Below are 21,941 nucleotides of genomic sequence, written 5' to 3'. Positions count from 1 at the left end.
TTGATATGCGATATGAAAAGCGAAGTACTATCTTAACAACAAATGTAAATTTTAAAGCATGGGATGAAGTCTTTCAGGAACCTAAACTGGCAAATGCCATTCTAGACCGTATTTTACACCATGCGACAGTCGTGACAATGGTGGGGGATTCCTACCGCTTAAAGGATCATTTTACGATAGAAAATGAGTAATTTTGTACATCCTTAAACAAGCAAAAATGTACATATTTGTGTTGACATTTATAACAACCCAAGACTTTGGAATTGGAAGACGGAGAATTTCGGCGATTTTTTCAAGTTCGCCCTTTTTTAGACAACCATTTATGAAGGTCTCTATCTCGTCTTGAAAAGAAGTAAAATAGGTTACTTTTGATACATTTCCTCTTCCTTTACCAGGTTGATAGGTTAAACGTTTTTTATCCTCTAATTGCCGGATAATACGTTTTGTATTTTTTCTAGAACAACACCAAATTGCATCAACATCTTCAAGCTTACATTCATAGCTCCTTCCTTTTTTAAAATGCTCTAAATGTGACCGTAATAGGAAATAACGTTCCTCCACTCCTTCAACCTCCTAAAAGGGGACATTTTCATCCTAATATTACCCTTTTTCCCCCTTTTTAGAAAGTTCATAATAGTTATGAATGAATATAGAAAGGATGGATCCTATGTTTAAACATTCAATCTGGAGGGAACAAAATGCGATTCTTTATTTCTCTGGAACCGCATTATCAAAATTAGGAGATAAATTTTACATTATTGCAATTCCTTGGCTCATCTATGAATTAACTCAATCGGCTGCAAGTATGGGAATGATGTTTCTTTTTCAAACATTGCCATTTATTCTTGTGTCTCCAATCGCCGGAGTCCTTGCTGATCGTTTCCCGCGAAGAACACTACTCTTTGCATGTGCCCTTCTTCAAGGCTTATTGGTGGCTATCATACCAATTTTAAGTATTTTACAAGTGTTACAGATTTGGCATATATATTTTCTGGGCTTCATTATTGCAAGTTTTGGGGCCGTATTCTCTGTAGTGAATGCAACCGTAGTTCCACAACTGTTCAAGAAAGAAAGCTTAATAAAAGTCAATACGACCCTTCAGTTTATTGATACTTCTTCAGTTCTGCTTGGTAGTATGTTAGCAGGAATCTTAATATCAAAAATAAATGTATACAATGTTCTTTTCTTAGATGCGTTCTCATTTTTCCCAATTGCAGTTTCTATTTTATTTTTGACGTTTTTATCAAAGGAAGCTCCTTCGAAGGTTACATCAAATTCATGGCAACAGCTCCGTGATGGGGCTAACTTTTTGTTAAAGCACTCCATTTTAGGACCTTTCACCCTACTTGTATTACTTGCAAATGTAGCCAATGGAGCACTAATTAGTATGCTAATCTATTTTTCTCGTGAAAAATTATTGTTAACTTCTGAGGAAATTGGATGGGTTTATGCAGGTGCAGCAGTTACACAAATAATCGCTATCGCAATCGTTAATCATCTAGGAAACAAAGGTAACCATATTCGTCTAATGTTAAATAATATCATGATCAGTGGACTGGGCATTATCACAGTCTCCTTCAGTTGGAATTGGCAAACCTTATTACTTGCTGTCGCCATCCAAAGTGCACCTGTTATTATGTTCAATGTGTTATTTAAAACAATGCGTCAAAGACTTGTTCCCTCCTATATTTTTGGTAGGGTAAACGGAATTATCTCAATGCTGGGGATGGGGGCACTACCATTGGCAGGGTTTCTAACGGGGATTATTGCTGAAGCTATAGATATCCGGTTCATCTTCTTTACTCTTGGATTCATTTCCTTCCTCGTACCTTTACGATTTACTAAGCTAACAAAATTGAATGTGGAGGAAGAGGAGAGGAAAGTCACTGTCATATAAGACAAATAATAAAATAAGGCTGCATATTAAGTTCAAATGCAGCCTTGCTTAGAGAGTTCATTTTATCTTTCCCGCAATTTGTTTACTGTGGATCTTGTCTCTTCCAAGGTTCTTCGATGCTTTCTAACCAATGAACCCATGCGCTAAAGCTACCATCAAATTGAAAATAGATTTGTTGTATTTCTGGGAATTTCTCAAAAGTTGCTGCATTCAGTGCGCTAAAAAAATTTTGCGCTTCAGCACTTGCCGGACTTCCCGCCATGAAATCCTTAAAATCGATTACAACTGTTCCATGTTCATTGATGGCTACTCCATTCAATGAATCTTCATTCCCGTATTGAATTTCGCCACTTTTTAATAGCTTGTTCATTTCCTCCTCTAATTCCGGAAAAGGCTTCCCAAATGTTCGATAGTCAAAGCCAATATTGACTTTTTCTACCTGTTCCTCGATAAAGCTTTCATACTCTTTTCCCAGGGTTAGTTCATATAAGGCTATATGTTCGTTTTCAGGAATAAGGAGGTAGATTTTATTTCGATCTGTTTTAATAAAGTTCTCCATTCGTTGAGGTTTATTGATAAAGTTTTCTTCTGGGATACGTACACCTCCGAGCGTAGCACCCTGCTTATCAAGACCAAATACATGTGTCTCTGAAATAGGAGTATTTACAGGTGGAGTAAGGGTCTGCATGTAAATAATTTGTTCATCTGTCACCTTTTGTAAAGCCAAATTGCCATGTCCTAAATCTGAGAACAACGAAAGCTCAGTCTGCTTTCCTTCATCATTGAGTACTAATTTACTTTCTTTACGATTTACTACCTTAAAATGAAAAGGCAGATTCTCTTCCTCTATGAAACTCATTGCTTTTAAGCTCGCAAATCTCTCTTGATTTTGGCTAACAACAATTTCATTATTTTCAAATTCATATAAGGAGTCTGGGAAGAATAAATCAAGTTGTGTTAAATCATAAATATGTGTCAGCTCACCGTTCACTTTGTATTGATACACAATCTCTTCTCCCGAGTTTAAAATGTAAATATCTCCGTCTTTTGTGACCAATATATCTTCAAGAACACCGACCATATTTTGTTTTTTTCGAATAGGAAATGATGTTGTTTTTCCATCACGATCCCTAATCACTACTTGAAACCTCGCTTCATCTAAAAGATATAAGGTTCCATTCTCCATATCAAAACTACTAACTGGGTTCATACCTTGTGCAATATCAGAGCCGATTTCTCCATCTCCATTTCCATATTCGATCGTATCCACCAATTGAATGTGGGAGGTTTCCTCAATCTCAAAGGCTTTTGATTTTTCTTTTTCAAACAGTGCAGATAAAATGAGTAACGGCAGAATCAGAAGAACAGCTGTAGCTGCTGCATATAAGGGAAATACCCGTACTCTTGGTTTTTTCTTTGTTTCTTCCAACATGATTCGATCATGTAATTCCTTCACAAAATCTTGACTTGGTACTAGGTCCGGTCTATCTTTAATTGGATGAAGTAGCTGTTTAGCCTCTTGAGTTAGATTTTCGGTCTTTTTCATCTTCATTCACTCCTTCCAATACCTGTAGTTCCTTTTTCAAAATCTTCACCGCACGAAAAAAATCAACCCGGACCTTTAATTCGGTATACTCCAATATTTCAGCTGTCTCCTTGATTGTCATTTCCTGAATTCCTCTTAAAATGAGTAAACTTCGATAATGAGGCTTTATTCGAAATAGAGCACTTTGGATTTCCTGCCATTGCTCTTTGAACAGAAGATGGTCATCCAATGTATCCTTTCTTTCTCGGTTTGTCATTTTTTGAAGTAAATCAGGTAATGTAGACTTCAGCTTCTTTTTTCGCAAATGATCGATTGCCGTGTGCCTAGCAATCGATAGTAACCAGTACTTTGCACGAGCATGATCCCTCAGCGTGTGACTGTTTCGTATTGCTTTTATAAACGTTTCTTGTGTAATGTCTTCTGCATCTTGTTTGTTACTGGAAAAATACAACGAAAAACGATAAATATCTAAATGAAATTCTCTATATAAACTTTCTATATCCAACCCGTTACTCATTTACATCCCCCTTTCACTAACAAGTCGGGTGTCAATGCATTTTGTTTCAAATCCATTAAGTGTATTTCTTCATTTTTTATAATAATCCTCCTTAATCATTTGGACAGGAGGCTGATGTTTTATATAAATAACAAAAGAGAAACAGCATATGCCGTTTCTCTTATTAGTCATTTTTGTAAATTATGAAAAAATGCGGCTACACCGCTTTGTGCTTCCATCTCTTGCCTTCGTTCACAAAAAGGATGCCAAGTTCATGGTGTTCACCCTCATATAGCGCGCGTTGTACGTAACGGACCTCTCCATTGATGTCGAGTACATCCAACTTACATAATGCACGATTTTTTTGGAGGGCCATGTAAAATTCCTGGACAGTTTTTACTTGTATGCCGTTGACCTTTGAAATCGTCTCACCAATTTTGATTTGCATTTTTTCAGCTGGCGATTGTGGAATAATCCCGAGAACGAGAAGACCTTGGTTTCGTTGTGAAAAAATCGATGGTTTCGATTCGTCCATAAAATAATGCTTCAGGTAGATGAGTTCTCGTCCGGCTAATGCAAAACACGCTGCAATGATTGCTGCAACTGGAAACCAGATGCTCACAACCGCTAAACCAGTAACGATGATGCTTAATAGGATGACGCGTTTTCCAACGACCGGAATACTTTTGGTTGGAAGCATGCTTTTTACCTTATGATAAAAACCAATTCCAAATGGTACTAAAATCAATGAGTAAGCTTGTCCGGACACGGTAAATACCGGCCACCATTCATAATGTGTGGTGAGAGCCTCCCCTGGCATCAGTAAAAATACTGGTGCGAGCCACAACCTTTGCGATATGTGAGCGCCGACTGGGAGCCCTCGTTTGCTTTTTAAAAGGTCTGGTGACGTGCCGATATGACCTTTTTTCAGAATCAGTAACCCCTCCGCTAATAGCAGGGCACCTAGTAAAATTGCAATGGATACTAGACTTGTGTTACCCATGTCGTCTAGCAATCTCGTAATATATTTATTTTCAACTGATAGATTTGAGAGCAAAATAATACCGAAAAACGATACTCCTAAAATATATGCTGGAGAAAGTAAACGTGTGTTGATTGGTAAACTCAGTAATAATGTGACGAGTGCAATTAACACGATACTGCCAAATGGAATCACAACACCAACAGCGATGGTTAGGACGGAAATGAGTAGTCCTGCAAGCCAGCCACCTGGAAGGAGTGATCGTAGGTCGTAGAACCCGTCTTCTACTCTTATATGAAATGAGCGCCGTTCGCGTTTAACACGGAAATAGCCTAGGAGCACGCAATATCCGACAAAATAGTAAAACAAAGGGTGCAGAAAGAATCGTCCAATTCCTTTTGAAAATTCAAGTAACCATGCTTCAATCAATCTTTTCACCACCTATGAATTTGGCTTTATATGTAAAAAAATTCGTTCGATATACTAACTTTTATTGTACCAAATACTTGACGTAAAGCATACGTTGTTTTTATGGAAAAAGGATGTTGGGGATTTGGAGTCGGGAATTTGACTTTGTCTGATATACTGCCAAGTTTGTCAGTTGTCTTAATTTTGCACCGATATCCCTGTTTAGTGCAAATGTTCGAGCTTTGACGCATATTGGTGGGGGTTTGATGCATATTTGTGTGTTCTGATGCATATCTGCGGATTTAGACGCATAACTCCGGGTTCAGACGCATATCCGCCAATTCAGACGCGTAACTCCAGGTCAGACGCATATCCGCCAATTCAGACGCATAACTCCAGGTTCAGACGCATATCCGCCAATTCAGACGCATAACTCCGGGTTCAGACGCATATCCGCCAATTCAGACGCAAATCTTCGGGTTCAGAAGTTTATCCGCGAGTTTAATCGCACCCCCCATAAGTTAGTCAGCCTTCCAGGTGAACCGGAAGGCCGAATACGTTAACGGGACCACAAGAACCGTCCCTGCGGTTCTTCAAAAAAACACCTCTCCAGACGTGGAGAGGTGTTTTGAGGTTTTATTTGGTTATGACTTCCATTGCTTTTTTGAGTTGTTGGTCGTTCTTTTGGTCACGGATGGATTCGATGACTTTTGCTTCGATAGCGCTGGCAGTTTTTTCGTTGATTGTACCCGTCGCTTCTAGATTATTTGCTTGTTGGAAGGCTTTTACGGCAATGACGGTTTCTCCACTGAAATAGCCGTCCTCACGACCTGGGTCAAATCCTAATCCACTTAACATAATTTGGGCATTTTTGATTTTTTCATTGTTCATGTTTTGTGTAAGCTCTTTTTCAAACTGGATTGGGTTCGCATAGAAGTATTCTGGTTGCTTCACCTCTACAGTTGGTTCGATTCCTTTTTGGTGAATCCAGTTTCCATCCGGTGTTAACCATTTGAACATTGTTAATTTAAGATTACTTCCGTCACCCATGTCGCGAGCCTGTTGAACGGTTCCTTTACCAAATGTTTTTTCACCGACTAGTTCATAGCCACCAGCTTCTTTTAACGCCCCCGCTAAAATCTCTGACGCAGAAGCACTACCTCCATTTGTTAATACGACGATTGGGTAGTCCTTTGGTTTTTCAAGAGTCGAGAAGAAGCGCTGTTTTTCGCCGTTTCTATTTTCAATTTGAACATATGGCTTTTCTTTTGTAACAAGCTGTTTTAAAATTTCTTCCACACTTTCAAGGAGTCCACCCGGATTTCCACGAACATCAATGATCAGGCCTTCAATGCCTTTGTCCTCTAATTCATTTAGTCCCAGAACAAAATCCTCTGCAGTATCATTTGCAAATGATGTGATTTCGATATAACCCAGTTTTTTGTTGTTATATTCTTTTAAGTCTGTATATACCGTCTCAATTGGAATGGTATCACGGGTAACTTTGACATCCATTAAATCTGTTACACCCGGTCTCATGACTTGCAGGGTAACAACCGTTCCTTTTTCACCGCGGATTTTTAATACCGCTTCGTACAGATCAAGACCCTCGATGCTTGCGCCGTCAATCTTGATGATTTGGTCATTTGGCTTTAACCCTGCTTTTTCAGCCGGTGAATCCTTAAATGGAGCGACTATTGTGACCTTGCCTTCCATCATACTTACCTCTGCGCCAATTCCTTCAAACGATGACTCCAGTGATTCATTGAACTGGGCAGCAGTTTCTTCATCCATATATGCAGAATATGGGTCATTCAGCGTACTAACCATCCCCTGAATGGCACCCTCAATTAATTGTTTTTCGTCAACCTTTTCAACATAGCTTGATAAAATCATGTTGTACGCTTGACCGATTTTAGATAAATTTTCTGTGTCATCTTTAGTAGTGCCTTCTTTGTTTTGATTTGGCTGCTGAACGAGTGGTTGTTCGTTTTGGTCAAGCAACTGAACCACTAAAAATGTAGCACTCGCCCCTAATAGTAAGGATAGTACCATATATAATGCGACAACTTTACGACTCACCTGTGTTCCTCCTCATCTCTAAATACAAACGCATACCGTTAATTTTTGTAGCTTTTATGTTCTTATTCATACATTCTCTCACATATGATAGTCAAAATGTCACGATTGGGATGTACTTACAGGTCCTTTTGACTATCTGGATCGAGTTGCAGGAAAAGGCACCACACATGCGTCAGTGCGATGCCTTTGTATAAAAATATGTAATGCTTGTACACTTTATGACAAAAATGAGGCAACGCCCCGATGTGCCTTGATAAAAAATTTCGTTCCTTTTTCATTATAAAAGTTTTTTTAGAGTGAAGTAAAGAAAAATGTAGTAACTGGTGGATATCCGCTGTATGATAGAGGAAATATTTTGGAGGAGTGATGGTGTTGGCGCTTGAAATTCGTGAATTACAGAAGGTTGATGAGTGGAAGATGGCATTTCCGGTTATGAAGCAATTACGGACACATTTGACGCTCGAGGAATTTGTGAACTTAGTAAAAGAGATGCAACCTCAAGGGTATCGATTGTTTGCATTATTTGACGAAGGAGAGGTTGTGGCGGTTACTGGCGTCGCGCAACAACTTAATCTTTATTACGGTAAGAATATGTATGTCTATGATTTGGTGACAGACGAGGCTGGACGTTCAAAAGGCTATGGTGAAGCACTTCTTTCTTATATACATGAACTTGCTCGTGGGTTAGGTTGTGGCAAAGTGGCATTGACATCTGGACTGCAACGTGTGGATGCGCATCGTTTTTACGAAGAAAAAATGGGGTATGAGCGGAAAAGTTATGCGTTTGTGAGGGAGTTGTAGAATGAAATTCTGGGGCATAAGCCCAAGCTTTGCCCCTATAGACTTCTATTAAGAATTTTATTCTCATCCAATCTGCTGTGAAAGACGTTCTTCCAAATCTTTAATTTCTGCTAAATCTGGGAGTGCAGTCATTGCTCCTTTTTTTGATGCTGCAAGGCCACCAGATATCGTAGCCAACCGAACAATTTTCTTTAATGTTTCTTCTGTAAGAGTTGATAAATCATCTACCCACTCATTAATCCCATACAAGACACCTGAAACAAATGCATCTCCAGCACCAGTTGTGTCGACAGCCTCAACTTTCATAGCAGCTGTTTCAATTGTTGTAATGTTTGAAAAGACAAGACTACCTTTTTCACCAAGGGTAACAAAAATAACCGGAATATCATAATGTGAAAACCATTGTATTCCTTCTTCAATGCTTTCACATTCAGAAATAAAGATGAGCTCGTCTTCAGATATTTTTAGTATGTCAACCTTATCTAACATGGATATAATTGTTTCCCTGGCCGAACCTATATCCTTCCATAAATCAATACGCAGATTTGGATCGTAAGAAACGAAAAGTCCTTCCTGTTTTGCAAACTCAACAGCCTTTATTGTCGCGACTTTTGATAATTCACTAATTAATGAAATGGAACCAAAATGAAAGATTTTATTATCCTTGAATAAAATAGGGTTTACCTCTGTTTCAGATAAAAAGGAATCCGCACTTGGATTAATGTAGAATTCAAAGGTCCGCTCTCCATTTTCATCTAGATTTACGAATACCACTCCGGTTCGGGCTTCATTTGATAGAATCATATTTGTTACATCCACACCGTACTCTAGCAATGTTCCTTTTAAAAAGCGCCCTAAAACATCGTTCCCCACTTTGCCGAGAAAGGCTGATTTTGCACCAAGTTTGGATAAACCAACTGAAACATTTGCCGGTGCACCTCCAGGGCTCTTTTGATAAGTAATATTGTCGGTATCTAAAGGAATAAAATCAATTAATGCTTCTCCTAAACATATAATGCCTTTTTTCATAATTCACACCACCCCTTTTATGCTTGAAGTTTTATGACTGAAGCTATGTTGAAAAATACGCTTGTGACTTCCTATACAAACGTAATGTTATTGTTTTTTTATCCACTGTGAAATTATGTAATAATGTCTTTAAGATGATTTATTAGTTCGTCATACCCTTTCATATCAGTAAAAGACTTAAGCGGATAGCATGCTTTATTAGGTACTGCCTGTTGAACAGTAGACAGGAGTTTCTGATGGCAAATAACTAGATCCACATCGTAAGGAATCTCATCAATAGATGAATTACCTACATCGACCACCAGATTAACCTGTCCGAGCTTCCTTCTTAACATAGCAGCTCCCATGGCACTTGAACCCATCCCCGCTTCACAAACAAAAAAGACTTTTTCGATCTTTTTTACCCTTTTTAACGTTTCTTCCACTTCTTCACTTTTCCTTTTCATAGGGAACTGACTAGTTCTCTCCATCATTTTACTTTTGACTAGTCTCTCATCTCTTTCCAAACGGTAAAACTCAATAATTGTTTCCCTATTTTCCTCTTCGGTCGGAGAATCAGAAATCTGTTTTAACAGAAGGATGCTAAATAGAAAAGATATAAGTGCTGAAAGGACCACACCTAAAAGAATAAAAAACATATCCTCCTTTGGTGCAAGTCCGATAAACAGGAAGATGCTCCCCGGTGAAGGAAGAGCCACAAGACCGACATCGAAAATCTGAAAGGTTAGCACTCCAGCCATCCCACCTAATATTAGTGAAATGATAAGCTGAGGCTTCATTAGTACATATGGAAAATATACTTCATGTATTCCTCCAAAAAAGTGAATGGCAGAAGCTATTTTGGCTCCATCTCTTTGTTCGTTCCTTGTTTTTAACCAATAGGCAAGAAGAATCCCCAAACCAGGCCCCGGGTTACTTTCTAACAAGAAAAAGATTGACTTTCCTAACTCTTTTGCTTGTTGGATTCCAAGCGGACCCAAAATACCAAAATTGATAATATTATTAAAGAAGAAAACCTTCGCTGGTTCAATGATGACTGATACTAGGGGGAGCCACCCGGAATAAATAACAGCTTCTAATAATTTTGTAGACCATTGCACTCCCATAGAAAGTGTTTGCCCTACATATAGAAAGCATACAATTGTAAGGATAATGGCAATTATGGATGCAAGAACATTTCCTATAAGCAATTCGTATCCGACACCGGGAAGCCTCTTTTTTATAAAATGATCGACCTTTTTGATCATCCAGCCCGTCAAAGGACCAATGATCATTGCACCTAGTATTGCTGGGGTAGAACTTGCTAAAGTTAACCCATATGTCACAATGGCGGCGACCACAGCTCCACGTTGTCCTCCTATTAATCTTCCACCTGTGTAACCTAATAAAACAGGTAAAAGAGTACTATAAACAGGATCGACTATCAGTAAAATCCGATCATTATACCACCATCCGTAAATCCCAAAGATTCCATGAATAATTCCAACTGCAATAATGACAGAGATATTCTGATACACCATCGCGCTCAATAATTGACCCAATTTTTTCATTTACCCTTGGACTCCTTTAGGGCACGTGCCGCTTTTACCTCGTATGCTTTTGATAATACTTCCTCGATTGTATTGATCACGACATCAGACTCAGCGGATGATAAAACGTTTACAAATGTCTCGTCTACAAACATGGCACTAATCTCGCTTATCATTTCAATATGTTCTTTTGGTGCATGTTTTGGTGCAGTTAATAAAATGACTGTTTTGATTGGTTGTTCTTCTTCATCAATTTTCCATGGAACCATTTTTTCCAGTCGGAAAATAACAACAAGTAATTGTTTAACTCCCTCAGTCTTTGCGTGAATCATTGCCAAATCCCCTAGAACAAATCCTCCTTGCCTTTCACGTTTTTCTAAATCGGTAAAAAGTGTCTCAAGTTCTTTTACGACTTCGACATCCCTTATATGATTCAAAATACTTGGTAAGACGAGAGGTGTTTCATTTACATTATCGTAAATCTGTAAATTTCGTAAAATCTGCATGATGGCTTCCCCGTATTTGGCAAGAGACATCAGTGATGAGGACAGCAAATGAGGTACTTCTACATTTTTCCGAGAAAACTTCTGTTCTCCGACATTTGTAAGGCTTACTTGAATTCTAGCTATGTCTTCCTCCTTCAGAAACGGACTTACAATAACGATATTTTCATTATGAACATTTGATAAATTCACCGTTGAAATCACAATATCAATACCTTCTTGTTCCTTTAAGATTCTATCAAGCTGATTCATTGAAATGACCGCCTCGACATGAATGTTTGGCATTTCATTACGGATTCTCGATGCCAAATATGTTGATGTACCAAGGCCACTCGCACAAACCACAATGGCTTTGAATTCTTTTTTCACCAAATTCTTTCTCCGAATCAGGGCAGCTCCTATGTGCATTGCTAAGTATCCAACTTCATCGTCGGGTATTGCGAATCCAGTTTTCTCTGACAATAACTCACATGCCTTTTGACAAGCAGTATAAATGTCCGGATACCGTTCTTTAATTTTTTTCAGCATTGGATTATGTATTTGAAGACCATGCTTTAAACGGTTAAGTGATGGGGCAAAATGCGAAACCAATCCTTCGGAAAGTAATTCATCTCCTGCAAAGGATTCTTCAAGAAAATGTTCTACGGCACGAATAAAACTTTTTGTTAATTCGATCCACGTAAATTCTTCACTGCCATCGTCGTTCATAACCTTTTTCCCTTTCGCTAACCTAGCGCCTACCAAATGGAGGTAAATATAACTCACCTCAATTTTAGGGATTGTGATCGAAATTTCCTTTTCTAACTGTGTTACAATTTGTTCAGCTATAGAATACATTTCACTATCTACTACTACGTCTTGAATGATTTGTGGCTCTTCAATGACTTCTCCACTTTGAGTTCTCTCCAACGCGAGTATTAAATGTACGATTAGATTCACATAGTTGCGATCAGTGAGTTCGATATCCGGTTGTTTCTCTAGGACTTGATGCACAACCCGCTCAACATCAAGGATTTTATCGGTTTGAACAATCTTTAATAATCTATTTCTTATCACTACTCCTAATTTCCCTTGTAAAGCTTCTACATTCTTTCTGCCATGAAAAAGCTCTAGCCACTCTTCAAATGTTATATCCTTATGGAGCAACCGTGATAAAAGCGTTCTTCGCTGTTGCTCCGTCCCGTCGATAAAAATGCCAATTCCAGGGGACCGAATAAGTGTGACCTCACCTTTTGAAAACCAAGCACTTACTTTGTCTAGGTCATAGCTAATCGTCGCTTCAGTCACCCCATATTTTTTGCCGAATACATATTGCTTAATGGGTTCCTTCGATAACAATAAATCATAGGTAATACCTTCTTGGCGTTCTTCTGGAGAATAAGCAGATAAAGTTTTCGTCTCTTCTATGAGTTTTTTTACCTTTTCCTTCTCCTCTTTTCGTCCTTTTAACTCAAGCCCTGAACCGATTTTTCTTCCAATTTTTAAGTCATAATCATCGAGGATGGATTTTAGTGCGTTCATTTCTCTTTGAATAGTCCTCGTGCTCACCTTGAACATCTCTGACAGCTCTTTGTATGGTACAGGCTTATTGGCGATTAGTAATGTTCTCAACAACTCTTTTTGACGTGAATTCAGTATTGGTAACATCTTCTATCGATCCTCTCGACTTAATCATTATCAGTAGCTTTGTTACTTTTTTTCGAAATTTCTATAGTTGTTTCCTTTGGATTTTGTTTTCCAGCAATCATTTTTGATAGTTCAGTAAAAATAAATGTATCGACTTGCTGCCATTGTGGTATCTTAGGTCGCATATAGATATTCTCATTCTTCCACGCCTCAAATGTAGCTTTCATGGGCATTAAATTGGGCATTTGCTTTGATTCAGGTGTACCGTACTCCATCCCATTTTTTACATCGGGCAGCTGATAAACAGAATATCGTGTAGGTGTGGATCCTCCGAGGTCAGATTGTAAAATCATATATTGTAATTGTGGGGAGGTCGCCCAAACCAAAAATAGCCAAGCTGCTTTTTGCTCATGATCCGTAGCAAATCGATTAATTCCAATTCCCGTTCCACCAAACGAATTGGCATGCCGGACTTCTCCTTTAGGCAGAATGGTCCACCCTACATTCCCAGCTATTTTAGATTTTCCTTTATTTTCAAATATCGAAGAATACTCATGCCATTGTGGTGATATGGCAAATCTTCCAGCTGCAAAAGCTTCGGCTGATTCATACCAATCATATGAAGTGCTTTCAGGATCTGCAATCTTGAGCAATCGTTTATAAAATTCGGCTGATTCAATTGCTATATCGGTAGTCATAGCAGATTTACCGGGTTTTGTCGTTCCAAGGAGATTTGGATTGGGTCTAACAAGATAGTCACCACCATTTGCAGCAAGAATATTACTAAAATCATTCATCAACGAGTCATGTCTTTTAGCTTGATGACCAATCCCATACTTAACTTCAGTAATACTCCCTTCCTCAATTTTTTCATTAATCCATTTGCCAACTTCGTAATATTGCTGCCACGTAAAATCAGGTCCCGGCGTCCAGTCGTATCCATTTTCATTGATAAACGCTTCTTTATACTTACTAAACACATCCTTACGGTACGCAAGTAACATAGTTGGAGCATCAAACGGCAATGCTAAGAGCTTGTCTCTATTTTCAATGTACCCAACAACATCAAGCTGATTTTGAATGAAATCCTCTACACCTCCCGGAATATGGGGCAATGTAGGATCTCGATTAAAACTAGTAAGGTCCACAAAATTCTCTGGGTATTTAGCAAGAATCTGAAAAGGGTCTGCATAAATAATCTGATAGTTACCCGATCTTGCATTAAAATCCAAACCTACTTTTTCGATAATTGTAGGAAGGTCTTCTTGCTCTATCTTTACGCTTATCCCTGTCACTTCTTCAAATTTATTAATTTGTGCAGCTAGTGCGGCAGAGGGAGGTGTGTTTTCAGATATCATGTTCAGTTTCACCCCTTCAAATTGCCGCCAATTAAAACCTTCCGGGGCTTCGATTTTTGGAAGACCCGCTACCCATCCTTCGAAAGGCGCATGAACTAAAATCTTAGGATTCACTTGTTGTTCACTATCAATCTTGTAATCTCTTTTATCTAACGAGTGTGAACAACTAGATAATAAGATCAAAATAATGATAACGATTGAGGTATGATAAAAAGACTGTCTATACAAAAGCACCCCCCCTATCAAACTTTTAACCGCTTTCAAACAGTTCTTTTTGAATCAAATTATACCATATGCTTTTCTTATAAAGTGGATATTTGGGTGTAAGGTCTTGGCTGTTCATAGGTTCGCTCTATGTTCCATATTGAGTTTCCTGTTTTCCGTTCTTCAACAATCCCAATCCAAAAAATGAAAAAGCCACATTTGTGGCTTAATTAGTACTCTTTGTAGAAAAGTTGTTTTACAATTTAATTTGAACCTTTAACGTATCGGGATCTCTTGGTCCTTCGAAAAACGCTATCGTTTCTTCTAATGAAATCTCTTTTGAAATTAAATGGTTCAGTTTTATACGCCCTTCTTTAATCCAATGAAAAGCTGGTATAAAAGTATGGTTGATAGCCATCGAACCAATCAACGTCCAATCTTTATTGTATAGTTTAAATGGACTTACACTTATTTGCGCATCTTGTGCTGTTACCCCAAACTGCAAATACTTAGCAGTCTTCCCCAAATAATTGAAAGCTTGTTCTATAACTTGTGGGATTCCTGTAGCATCAATTACAACATCAAAGCCATGTGGATAATTTTTGGGACCTAATTCTTCCTCAATGTCTTGACTTAATACCCCTTTTGTAGCGCCCCACTCCATTGCCATGTTTAATTTATCCTGTGATACATCAACAACGACAAGTTCAGATGCTCCGGCCATTTTTACCGATTGAACCAATTGCTGACCCATTGCCCCTGCACCAAATAAAAGAACACGGTCGCCAACTTGGAGTTGAAGTCGATTCATCCCATGCACAACACAGGCCATCGGTTCGACAAATGCCGCTTCTGCAAAAGACATCGAATCGGGAACCTCCACAACGTTATTAAATGGAATTTTGACGTACTCCGCCATGCTGCCATCAACTGTATTCCCTAATGCGCCCCAATTTTCACATTGGTTCCCTCTACTCGTTAAGCAAAATTCACAGTGTCCACAAAAAAGGGAAGGATCTGCAGTTACTCGATCTCCTACTTTGAATGATGTAACATTTTCCCCAACCTCATAAATAACACCAGAAAATTCATGCCCTGGAATGATGGGATATGGTGAGAGGAACTCTCCTTTAAAAATGTGAACATCAGTCCCGCAAATCCCAACATTCCTAACTTTAATCGTCACCTCGTTAGGACCCGGTTTGGGATATGAAACTTCTTTTATAACAGCTTTATATGGTTTTTCGATAACTAATGCCTTCATTTTACTTCCCCTCCATCTGGATAGATCATAACTTTTAAACTTGCATTTTTTTGAGTTCTAGCAATTTCAACGGCTTCTTTGATATCGACGAGAGAATATTTATGTGTAATAATTTTCTCAATATTTAAATTTGAATGTCTTAATGCTTGAATCGCAGCAGGGTAAGTATTCGCATATCGGAATACACCATATACATCAATTTCAGAATCAATTAAGTGAGGTATATCAATCGGAATATCACTTGTTACCGGTAACCCTACCAAAACGATTCTTCCGCCGCGATTTACTTGTTTCACAGTATCCGATATCACCCTAGCGTTTCCAGAGGTTTCGATGATGACATCAATACCCTTATCATTCGTCAATTCTTCTAGTTTGTCATGAACATTTTCACTTTGCGGATTGATAACGGCTGTTACACCCATTTCCTTAGCTAGCTCTTGGCGATATGGCACGATATCACTTGCATAAATTTCCGATACGCCAAACATTTTCGCTGCCTGTATGGTTAATAATCCAATCGGACCTAGCCCCGTTACAAACACCCGATCCTGCGGTCCGACCTTTCCTCGTTTCATCGCGTGGAGACCAACGGATAATGGTTCTAATAATGCTCCCTCTTCAAAGCTCATTTCGTCTGGAAGCTTGAATAGGAAATCACTTCGAACACATACATACTCCGCCCACGCTCCGTCAACTGGAGGAGTCGCCATAAAGGCAACATCTGGACAAAGATTATAACGACCAGACTTGCAAAAATGGCATTTTCCGCACGTAACACCAGGCTCAACAGCGACACGGTCACCCACTTTTACCTCCGTTATGTCTTTCCCTACTTTTACAACAACTCCTGCTAACTCATGACCTAAGATGATTGGCTCTTTTACTTCATATCGTCCAATTTTCCCATACTCATAATAGTGAACGTCTGACCCACAAATGCCTATACAATAAACCTTAATAAGGGCTTCATTATCTTTAGGCTCCGGAATAACCACATCTTTTACTTCCATCACAAATGGCTTTTCTAAGACAGCCGCCTTCATCATTGATGACATTGGTTCTCACTCCTTTTTGTATTCTTTATCCCTTGACAGCTCCCATTGTTAAGCCTCTTACTAATTGTTTTTGTGTAAACCATCCCAAAATTAATACAGGCAAAATGGATATCGTTGCTGCCGCTGACATTTTGGCCCAGAACAAACCTTCTTGGGTCATGAAAGATGACATATAAACTGGAAGCGTAGAGGCGTTTGTGTAACTCATACTAACTGCAAAGAAAAACTCATTCCAAGCAAATACCATGGAAAGGAGCGCCGTCGAAATCAAGCCGGGTTTTACAAGTGGTAGTACAACCTTAAAAAAGCATTGTAATCCTGATGCACCATCAATTTGTGTTGCCTCAATAATTTCGTATGAAATGTCATTAAAGAATGAACGCATCATCCAGATAACCAATGGAACATTCATCGCAGAGTATAGAATGATTAACCCTACTATAGAGTCTAATAAATTCAAATTTTTAAAGATTAAATATAAGGGAATTATTACCCCTGCAACTGGTAGGAAGCGGGTCGAAATAAACCAGAATAATAGATTATCCCCATTTTTTACTTTATACATCGAAAGCGCATAAGCAGCAGGAACACCTAAAGCTAACGCAATGATTGTTGAAACGCCGGTTACAATTACTGAATTGATCATAAAGTCGCTTACACCCAAATTCCAAATCAATGCGTAGTTTTCTAATGTTGGTTTAAAGATGAAAGTGGGTGGGATTATAACCGCATCACCTTCACTTTTAAACCCTGTAATAAAAATCCATAAAATCGGGAAGAAAAAGAGAAACGCGATCACGTAGGTGAATAAAGTCAGTCCACCTGATACGACTTTTTTCATGATAGTTCCCCCTTGAACGTACGACGTAATACTTTAATCATGAGTGTCATCATGATTATCGTTAAAATTACTGTTATGACACCTATAGCTGTAGCCTCACCGACATTCCACCCCTGAAAACCAACACGATAAACTAAGAATGAAAGGTTGGTAGAAGCAAAACCTGGTCCACCTGATGTCGTGACATAAATTTCACCGAATACTTGAAGAATAAACATAAGTCCTAGCAAGATAACTACTTCGATATACCTTACTAAGTGAGGAATCGTCACATGGAGGAATTGTTTCAATTTATTTGCACCATCCAACTGTGCCGCTTCAATTAACTCACTCGGTAGTGACTGTAATCCAGCTAATAAAATAAGCATAAAAAATGGTATCCACATCCAAGAGACAATAAGAATGATAGCCATTAATGGATGATGAGAAAGCCAGTCCACCGCCTTTCCCCCAAAGGCATCAGCAAAATAAGCCGAAAATCCGAAGTTAGGGTTAAACACCATTGTTTTCCAAATGATTGCCGATACAGTTGGCATGATAAAAAACGGGGAAACCAACATTGTCCTTATAATACCTTTTCCGAAGAAATTACGATTCATTAATAGAGCTAACAATAGCCCGCATATAAAACAAATAATAAGAACGGATAGCGTTAATAGAATTGTATTTTTTAAGACTTGATAAAAAGACGGGTCTAATAATACCTTTCTAAAATTAGAGAATCCAGCAAATTTAGTACCTTGGTCTGGTCTCATAAGATTCCACTCATGAAAACTATAATAGATTGTTATAATGAAAGGCACCTGAGTAATGACTGCAAGATAAATAATACTTGGCAATAGCAATCTTTTTATTGGATGCTTATTAAGGGACCTCCTTTTCGGCCGTGAACTTGCGTTGAGTTTTGAATTTGGTTGGATAACCCCTTCTGGTTTCATCGTTCCCCTCCTCGTTTTTCACTGAATTTCAGGCTTGGTACCCAAATCCTGATTAACCTACGTAGACAATTTATTTTGTAGAGGAGGGAGTACAGACCTCCCTCCTCTCAAACGTAATCTATGAATTATTTCTTATATCCACCGTCTACAGCGACTTTTTCAGCTAATTTTTGGGCTTCTTTCATAGCCTCATCTACTGTTTTTTGTTCCGCAATTGCTGCAGCAATCAGTTGACTGACTTCAGTACCCAGTTGCTGAAATTCAGGGATTGAAACATACTGGATTCCTTTATAAGGAACTGGATCTACTGTAGGATTTTCATAATCTGCTTTTTCCATGGCTTCTAACACCATATCTGAGAATGGAGCTGCTTCCTTATAATTCGGATTCTCATAAGTAGAGTGGCGAGTTCCTGAAGGAGCAACCACCCAACCTTCTGTTTCGCCCACTTTTTCAATATATTCTTTGCTTGTCGCCCAAGTAATAAATTCCAATGCAGCATCTTTATTTTTACTTGCTGACTCAATTGCTAAAGACCAAGCCCATAACCAACCATTATTATCTTTCGCTTGCTTTGGAGCAAATGTATAACCGATTTTCCCAACTACTTGAGAATCATCAGGATTATTTAAAAACCCTGCTGCAACTGATGCATCATACCACATTGCCGCTTTACCAGTTGACATTAATGTTAATGCCTCAGTGAAACCTGTACTTGTTGCACCAGGCTGCCCCGCATCATGTAAAAGATCTACATAGAATTGCACCGCTTTTTTCGTATTGTCATTATCAAGCTGTGCATTCCAATCCATGTCATACCAAGAACCACCAAAGGCATTAATGATCGTATTTAAAGGTGCAAACATTTCTCCCCATCCAGGAAGTCCTCTAATGATGATACCCGGCTGTCCTGTCTTGTCTTTAATCGTTCTTGCAACCTCAGCCACTTCATCCCAAGTAGGTGTTAATGGCAATTCAACTCCTGCTTGTTCAAATATTTCTTTATTATAGTAAAGCAAGCTGCTTTCGCCATAGAAAGGAAGAGCATAAAGGTTATCATCATAGGAAAGGGCATCTTTTAATGATTGGAAAATATCGTCAAGATCATATGCTGCCTTTTCTTCTTCTTTCATTTCATCAAACTTTGGAGTTAATGGATCAATCCAGCCATTCTTTGCCCAAATTGGAGCATCATACGTACCAATTGTAACTACGTCGAATTGTCCGGCACCAAGAGCAACATCTTCCGTTACTTTTTTACGTAAATCATTTTCAGGTAACACAACAAATTCAACATCAATTCCAGATTCTTTTTCAAAGTACTGTTCCGTCATTTTTTGCATAATTTTCATGTCTGGGTTATTAACTGTGGCAACCGTTAGCTTCTTACCACCCTTAGAATCTTCTTTCGACTCTGTACCCGATGAATCACTACATCCGGCTAAAAACATTGAAGAAATCATAACAACTGCAAATATCAAACTTAAAAACCGCTTCATTGAATCTCCCCCTAAAATCTTTTTGATTACGCTTTCACATTCATTCTATCAGCAGGTTCATACCATAACACCCTTAAGATGTCGAAATTTTGTCACAATTAGAAAGCGACAAAACTTTATGATGCTTGGCCTATATTATGCCAATCCTCGTTATGCCTAGAGATTCCGGAAAGTTATACACCCAAGGTATCAAAAACAAAGCATCGATCCTCCAAGAAGATCGATGCTTTCTTTTTAATATCCGTCTGTTTTTTGGCCCATGTTTTTCGATTTTTCGACTGCTTCATTTGCTGCTGCAGAGCTTGTATTGGTAGTGTCTGCAGCATTGGCTAGACCCTCTCTTACACGTCGACCGTAATCCTCGTCGGCATTTGTGAAATACTCTATCATTTTGTTTTGAATATCTGGGTGGCAAACCTTTAAGTTGTCCACCAGATTACCGATGAGTTCCTCCCTCTCGGCATCTGAAAAGCTGCGATACGTCTCACCTGCTTGTCCAAAATCGTTAGGGCGGTCAATTTTTTCACGCACTAGCTTATCATTGTATTGAGGCTCATGAATCTTCCCCTCTTGTCTCGCTTCCTTCAATCCACCAAGCATGGACGGTTCATAATTAATATGTGGATTTCCGCTCGGGGGTACATCCACCTGGTAGGACATTTGGCCACCGCGCTGATTTGTCGCAACACGCTTTTTCGGTGCATTAATTGGCAACTGTAAGTAGTTCGATCCGACACGATAACGCTGCGTATCTGAATATGAGAATGTTCTTCCCTGGAGCATTTTATCATCAGAAAAATCAAGTCCATCCACGAGTACACCTGTTCCAAAGGCCGCTTGCTCGACTTCGTTAAAATAATTCTCAGGGTTCTTATTTAACACCATTTTACCAACCTTTAAAAATGGAAACTTATCTGTTGGCCATAGCTTTGTATCATCAAGCGGATCAAAATCAAGTTCAGGATGATACTCGTCGCTCATGATTTGAACACAAAGCTCCCATTCTGGGTAATCGCCACGCTCAATTGCTTCGTATAAATCCTGGGTTGCATGGCTTACATTTGTTGCTTGAATTTCATTGGCTTCCTTTTGCGTTAAGTTTTTGATTCCTTGTTTTAATGGCTCCCAGTGGTATTTTACCAATACCGCCTCTCCATCTTTATTCACCCATTTATATGTATTAACACCAGATCCCTGCATTTGTCGGTAGTTCGCCGGAATTCCCCATGGCGAAAACAAGAAGGTTACCATATGTGTGGCTTCAGGGGTTCTAGCTAAAAAGTCAAACATTCTTTCAGGGTTTGATAGATTAGAGACCGGGTCGGGCTTAAACGCATGAATCATATCAGGGAACTTCATCGCATCACGGATGAAAAAGATTTTTAGATTATTGCCGACCAAATCCCAGTTCCCATCCTCCGTGTAAAATTTGACTGCAAACCCGCGCGGATCTCGTGCGGTTTCTGGAGATTCCATTGCACCTGCAACCGTTGAAAAACGCACAAAAACCGGAGTCTTTTTACCTGCTTCTTGAAAGAGCTTGGCGCGAGTATACTTAGAAATTGGCTCGTCTCCAACCTTGCCGTACGCTTCAAAATATCCATGCGCCCCTGCCCCTCTTGCGTGAACCACCCGTTCTGGAACTCGTTCACGGTCAAAATGCGAAATTTTTTCAATAAAATCATAATTCTCTAATGTGGAAGGTCCACGATTCCCAACCGTTCGGATATTTTGATTATCCGTAACCGGGTGTCCCTGCCTATTTGTTAACGAATCAGCAGATTCCCCAGTGCCTAAGCGGTCATCGTGAGGTCCTCCCACTCCTTCTACGTTTCCATGATGCTGATTATCCTTCATGTCTTATTCCCTCCTAAATTCAA

General features: G+C 39.0%; 18 protein-coding genes. 3 read left to right on the top strand and 15 right to left on the bottom strand.

Features of this window, described 5'->3' with window-relative positions; genetic code table 11:
* Positions 1-191, top strand: a 191-nt coding sequence (locus E1I69_RS11365) for an ATP-binding protein (RefSeq protein WP_161974828.1), incomplete at its 5' end; no start/stop codon positions are given.
* On the opposite strand, the gene E1I69_RS11360 is transcribed toward E1I69_RS11365, so the two are convergent.
* Entirely contained in the window at positions 172-561 is a 390-nt protein-coding gene (locus E1I69_RS11360; RefSeq protein ID WP_136379729.1) for an SgrR family transcriptional regulator, read from the bottom strand. The two genes, E1I69_RS11365 and E1I69_RS11360, sit on opposite strands and share 20 nt — an antisense overlap.
* Positions 562-667: 106 nt before the next feature.
* On the opposite strand from E1I69_RS11360, the gene E1I69_RS11355 reads away from it, so the two are divergent.
* Positions 668-1,897 carry an MFS transporter gene (locus E1I69_RS11355; RefSeq protein WP_161974880.1) on the top strand — a complete coding sequence of 410 codons (1,230 nt, stop codon included), beginning with the start codon at positions 668-670 and terminating at the stop codon, positions 1,895-1,897.
* An 82-nt stretch (positions 1,898-1,979) separates the two neighbouring features.
* On the opposite strand, the gene E1I69_RS11350 is transcribed toward E1I69_RS11355, so the two are convergent.
* From E1I69_RS11350 to E1I69_RS11335, 4 genes are all read right to left on the bottom strand, one after another.
* Positions 1,980-3,443: a hypothetical protein gene (locus E1I69_RS11350; protein ID WP_136379727.1), complete on the bottom strand. Its 1,464-nt coding sequence runs from the start codon at positions 3,441-3,443 to the stop codon at positions 1,980-1,982.
* A complete protein-coding gene (locus tag E1I69_RS11345; RefSeq protein ID WP_136379726.1) occupies positions 3,409-3,960 on the bottom strand; it encodes an RNA polymerase sigma factor in 552 nt (183 codons plus the stop codon). The genes E1I69_RS11350 and E1I69_RS11345 overlap by 35 nt, the downstream gene beginning before the upstream one ends.
* A 196-nt stretch (positions 3,961-4,156) precedes the next feature.
* Positions 4,157-5,359, bottom strand: coding sequence for a PDZ domain-containing protein (locus tag E1I69_RS11340; RefSeq protein WP_242634581.1), 1,203 nt, complete (start codon positions 5,357-5,359; stop codon positions 4,157-4,159).
* Positions 5,360-5,965: 606 nt separating this feature from the next.
* Complete coding sequence (locus E1I69_RS11335) at positions 5,966-7,411, bottom strand: S41 family peptidase (protein ID WP_136379724.1); 1,446 nt, start codon at positions 7,409-7,411, stop codon at positions 5,966-5,968.
* 366 nt (positions 7,412-7,777) lie between these two features.
* On the opposite strand from E1I69_RS11335, the gene E1I69_RS11330 reads away from it, so the two are divergent.
* Positions 7,778-8,212 (top strand): GNAT family N-acetyltransferase, encoded by a 435-nt coding sequence (locus E1I69_RS11330; protein WP_136379723.1) that lies wholly within the window; start codon positions 7,778-7,780, stop codon positions 8,210-8,212.
* Between the two features lie 63 nt (positions 8,213-8,275).
* On the opposite strand, the gene E1I69_RS11325 is transcribed toward E1I69_RS11330, so the two are convergent.
* From E1I69_RS11325 to E1I69_RS11280, 10 genes are all read right to left on the bottom strand, one after another.
* The gene (locus E1I69_RS11325; RefSeq protein WP_136379722.1) at positions 8,276-9,241 is read right to left on the bottom strand and encodes an aminoimidazole riboside kinase; all 966 of its coding nucleotides are present in this window, start codon (positions 9,239-9,241) and stop codon (positions 8,276-8,278) included.
* 113 nt (positions 9,242-9,354) lie between these two features.
* On the bottom strand, positions 9,355-10,791 hold the full coding sequence (locus E1I69_RS11320) for a PTS mannitol transporter subunit IICB (protein WP_136379721.1): 1,437 nt from the start codon (positions 10,789-10,791) through the stop codon (positions 9,355-9,357).
* Entirely contained in the window at positions 10,788-12,920 is a 2,133-nt protein-coding gene (locus E1I69_RS11315) for a BglG family transcription antiterminator (RefSeq protein WP_136379720.1), read from the bottom strand. The genes E1I69_RS11320 and E1I69_RS11315 overlap by 4 nt, the downstream gene beginning before the upstream one ends.
* Before the next feature lie 20 nt (positions 12,921-12,940).
* On the bottom strand, positions 12,941-14,485 hold the full coding sequence (locus E1I69_RS11310; RefSeq protein WP_242634580.1) for an extracellular solute-binding protein: 1,545 nt from the start codon (positions 14,483-14,485) through the stop codon (positions 12,941-12,943).
* Positions 14,486-14,717: 232 nt separating this feature from the next.
* Positions 14,718-15,725 (bottom strand): zinc-dependent alcohol dehydrogenase family protein, encoded by a 1,008-nt coding sequence (locus E1I69_RS11305; RefSeq protein ID WP_136379719.1) that lies wholly within the window; start codon positions 15,723-15,725, stop codon positions 14,718-14,720.
* Positions 15,722-16,783 carry an NAD(P)-dependent alcohol dehydrogenase gene (locus E1I69_RS11300; protein WP_136379718.1) on the bottom strand — a complete coding sequence of 354 codons (1,062 nt, stop codon included), beginning with the start codon at positions 16,781-16,783 and terminating at the stop codon, positions 15,722-15,724. The genes E1I69_RS11305 and E1I69_RS11300 overlap by 4 nt, the downstream gene beginning before the upstream one ends.
* A 25-nt stretch (positions 16,784-16,808) precedes the next feature.
* A complete protein-coding gene (locus tag E1I69_RS11295; RefSeq protein ID WP_136379717.1) occupies positions 16,809-17,624 on the bottom strand; it encodes a carbohydrate ABC transporter permease in 816 nt (271 codons plus the stop codon).
* Positions 17,621-18,562, bottom strand: a complete 942-nt coding sequence (locus E1I69_RS11290) for a carbohydrate ABC transporter permease (protein ID WP_136379716.1) — start codon at positions 18,560-18,562, stop codon at positions 17,621-17,623. The genes E1I69_RS11295 and E1I69_RS11290 overlap by 4 nt, the downstream gene beginning before the upstream one ends.
* Before the next feature lie 125 nt (positions 18,563-18,687).
* On the bottom strand, positions 18,688-20,061 hold the full coding sequence (locus E1I69_RS11285; protein WP_207308539.1) for an ABC transporter substrate-binding protein: 1,374 nt from the start codon (positions 20,059-20,061) through the stop codon (positions 18,688-18,690).
* A gap of 234 nt (positions 20,062-20,295) precedes the next feature.
* A complete protein-coding gene (locus E1I69_RS11280) occupies positions 20,296-21,918 on the bottom strand; it encodes a catalase (RefSeq protein ID WP_136379715.1) in 1,623 nt (540 codons plus the stop codon).
* Positions 21,919-21,941 lie beyond the last annotated feature (23 nt).

Origin of the sequence: Bacillus timonensis (assembly GCF_004799755.1) — a bacterium.
In the GTDB taxonomy this organism is placed as follows: domain Bacteria; phylum Bacillota; class Bacilli; order Bacillales; family Bacillaceae_L; genus Ferdinandcohnia; species Ferdinandcohnia timonensis_A.
The sequence above is the reverse complement of the archived record's forward strand: the minus strand, read 5'-3'. Positions and strand labels throughout refer to the sequence as shown.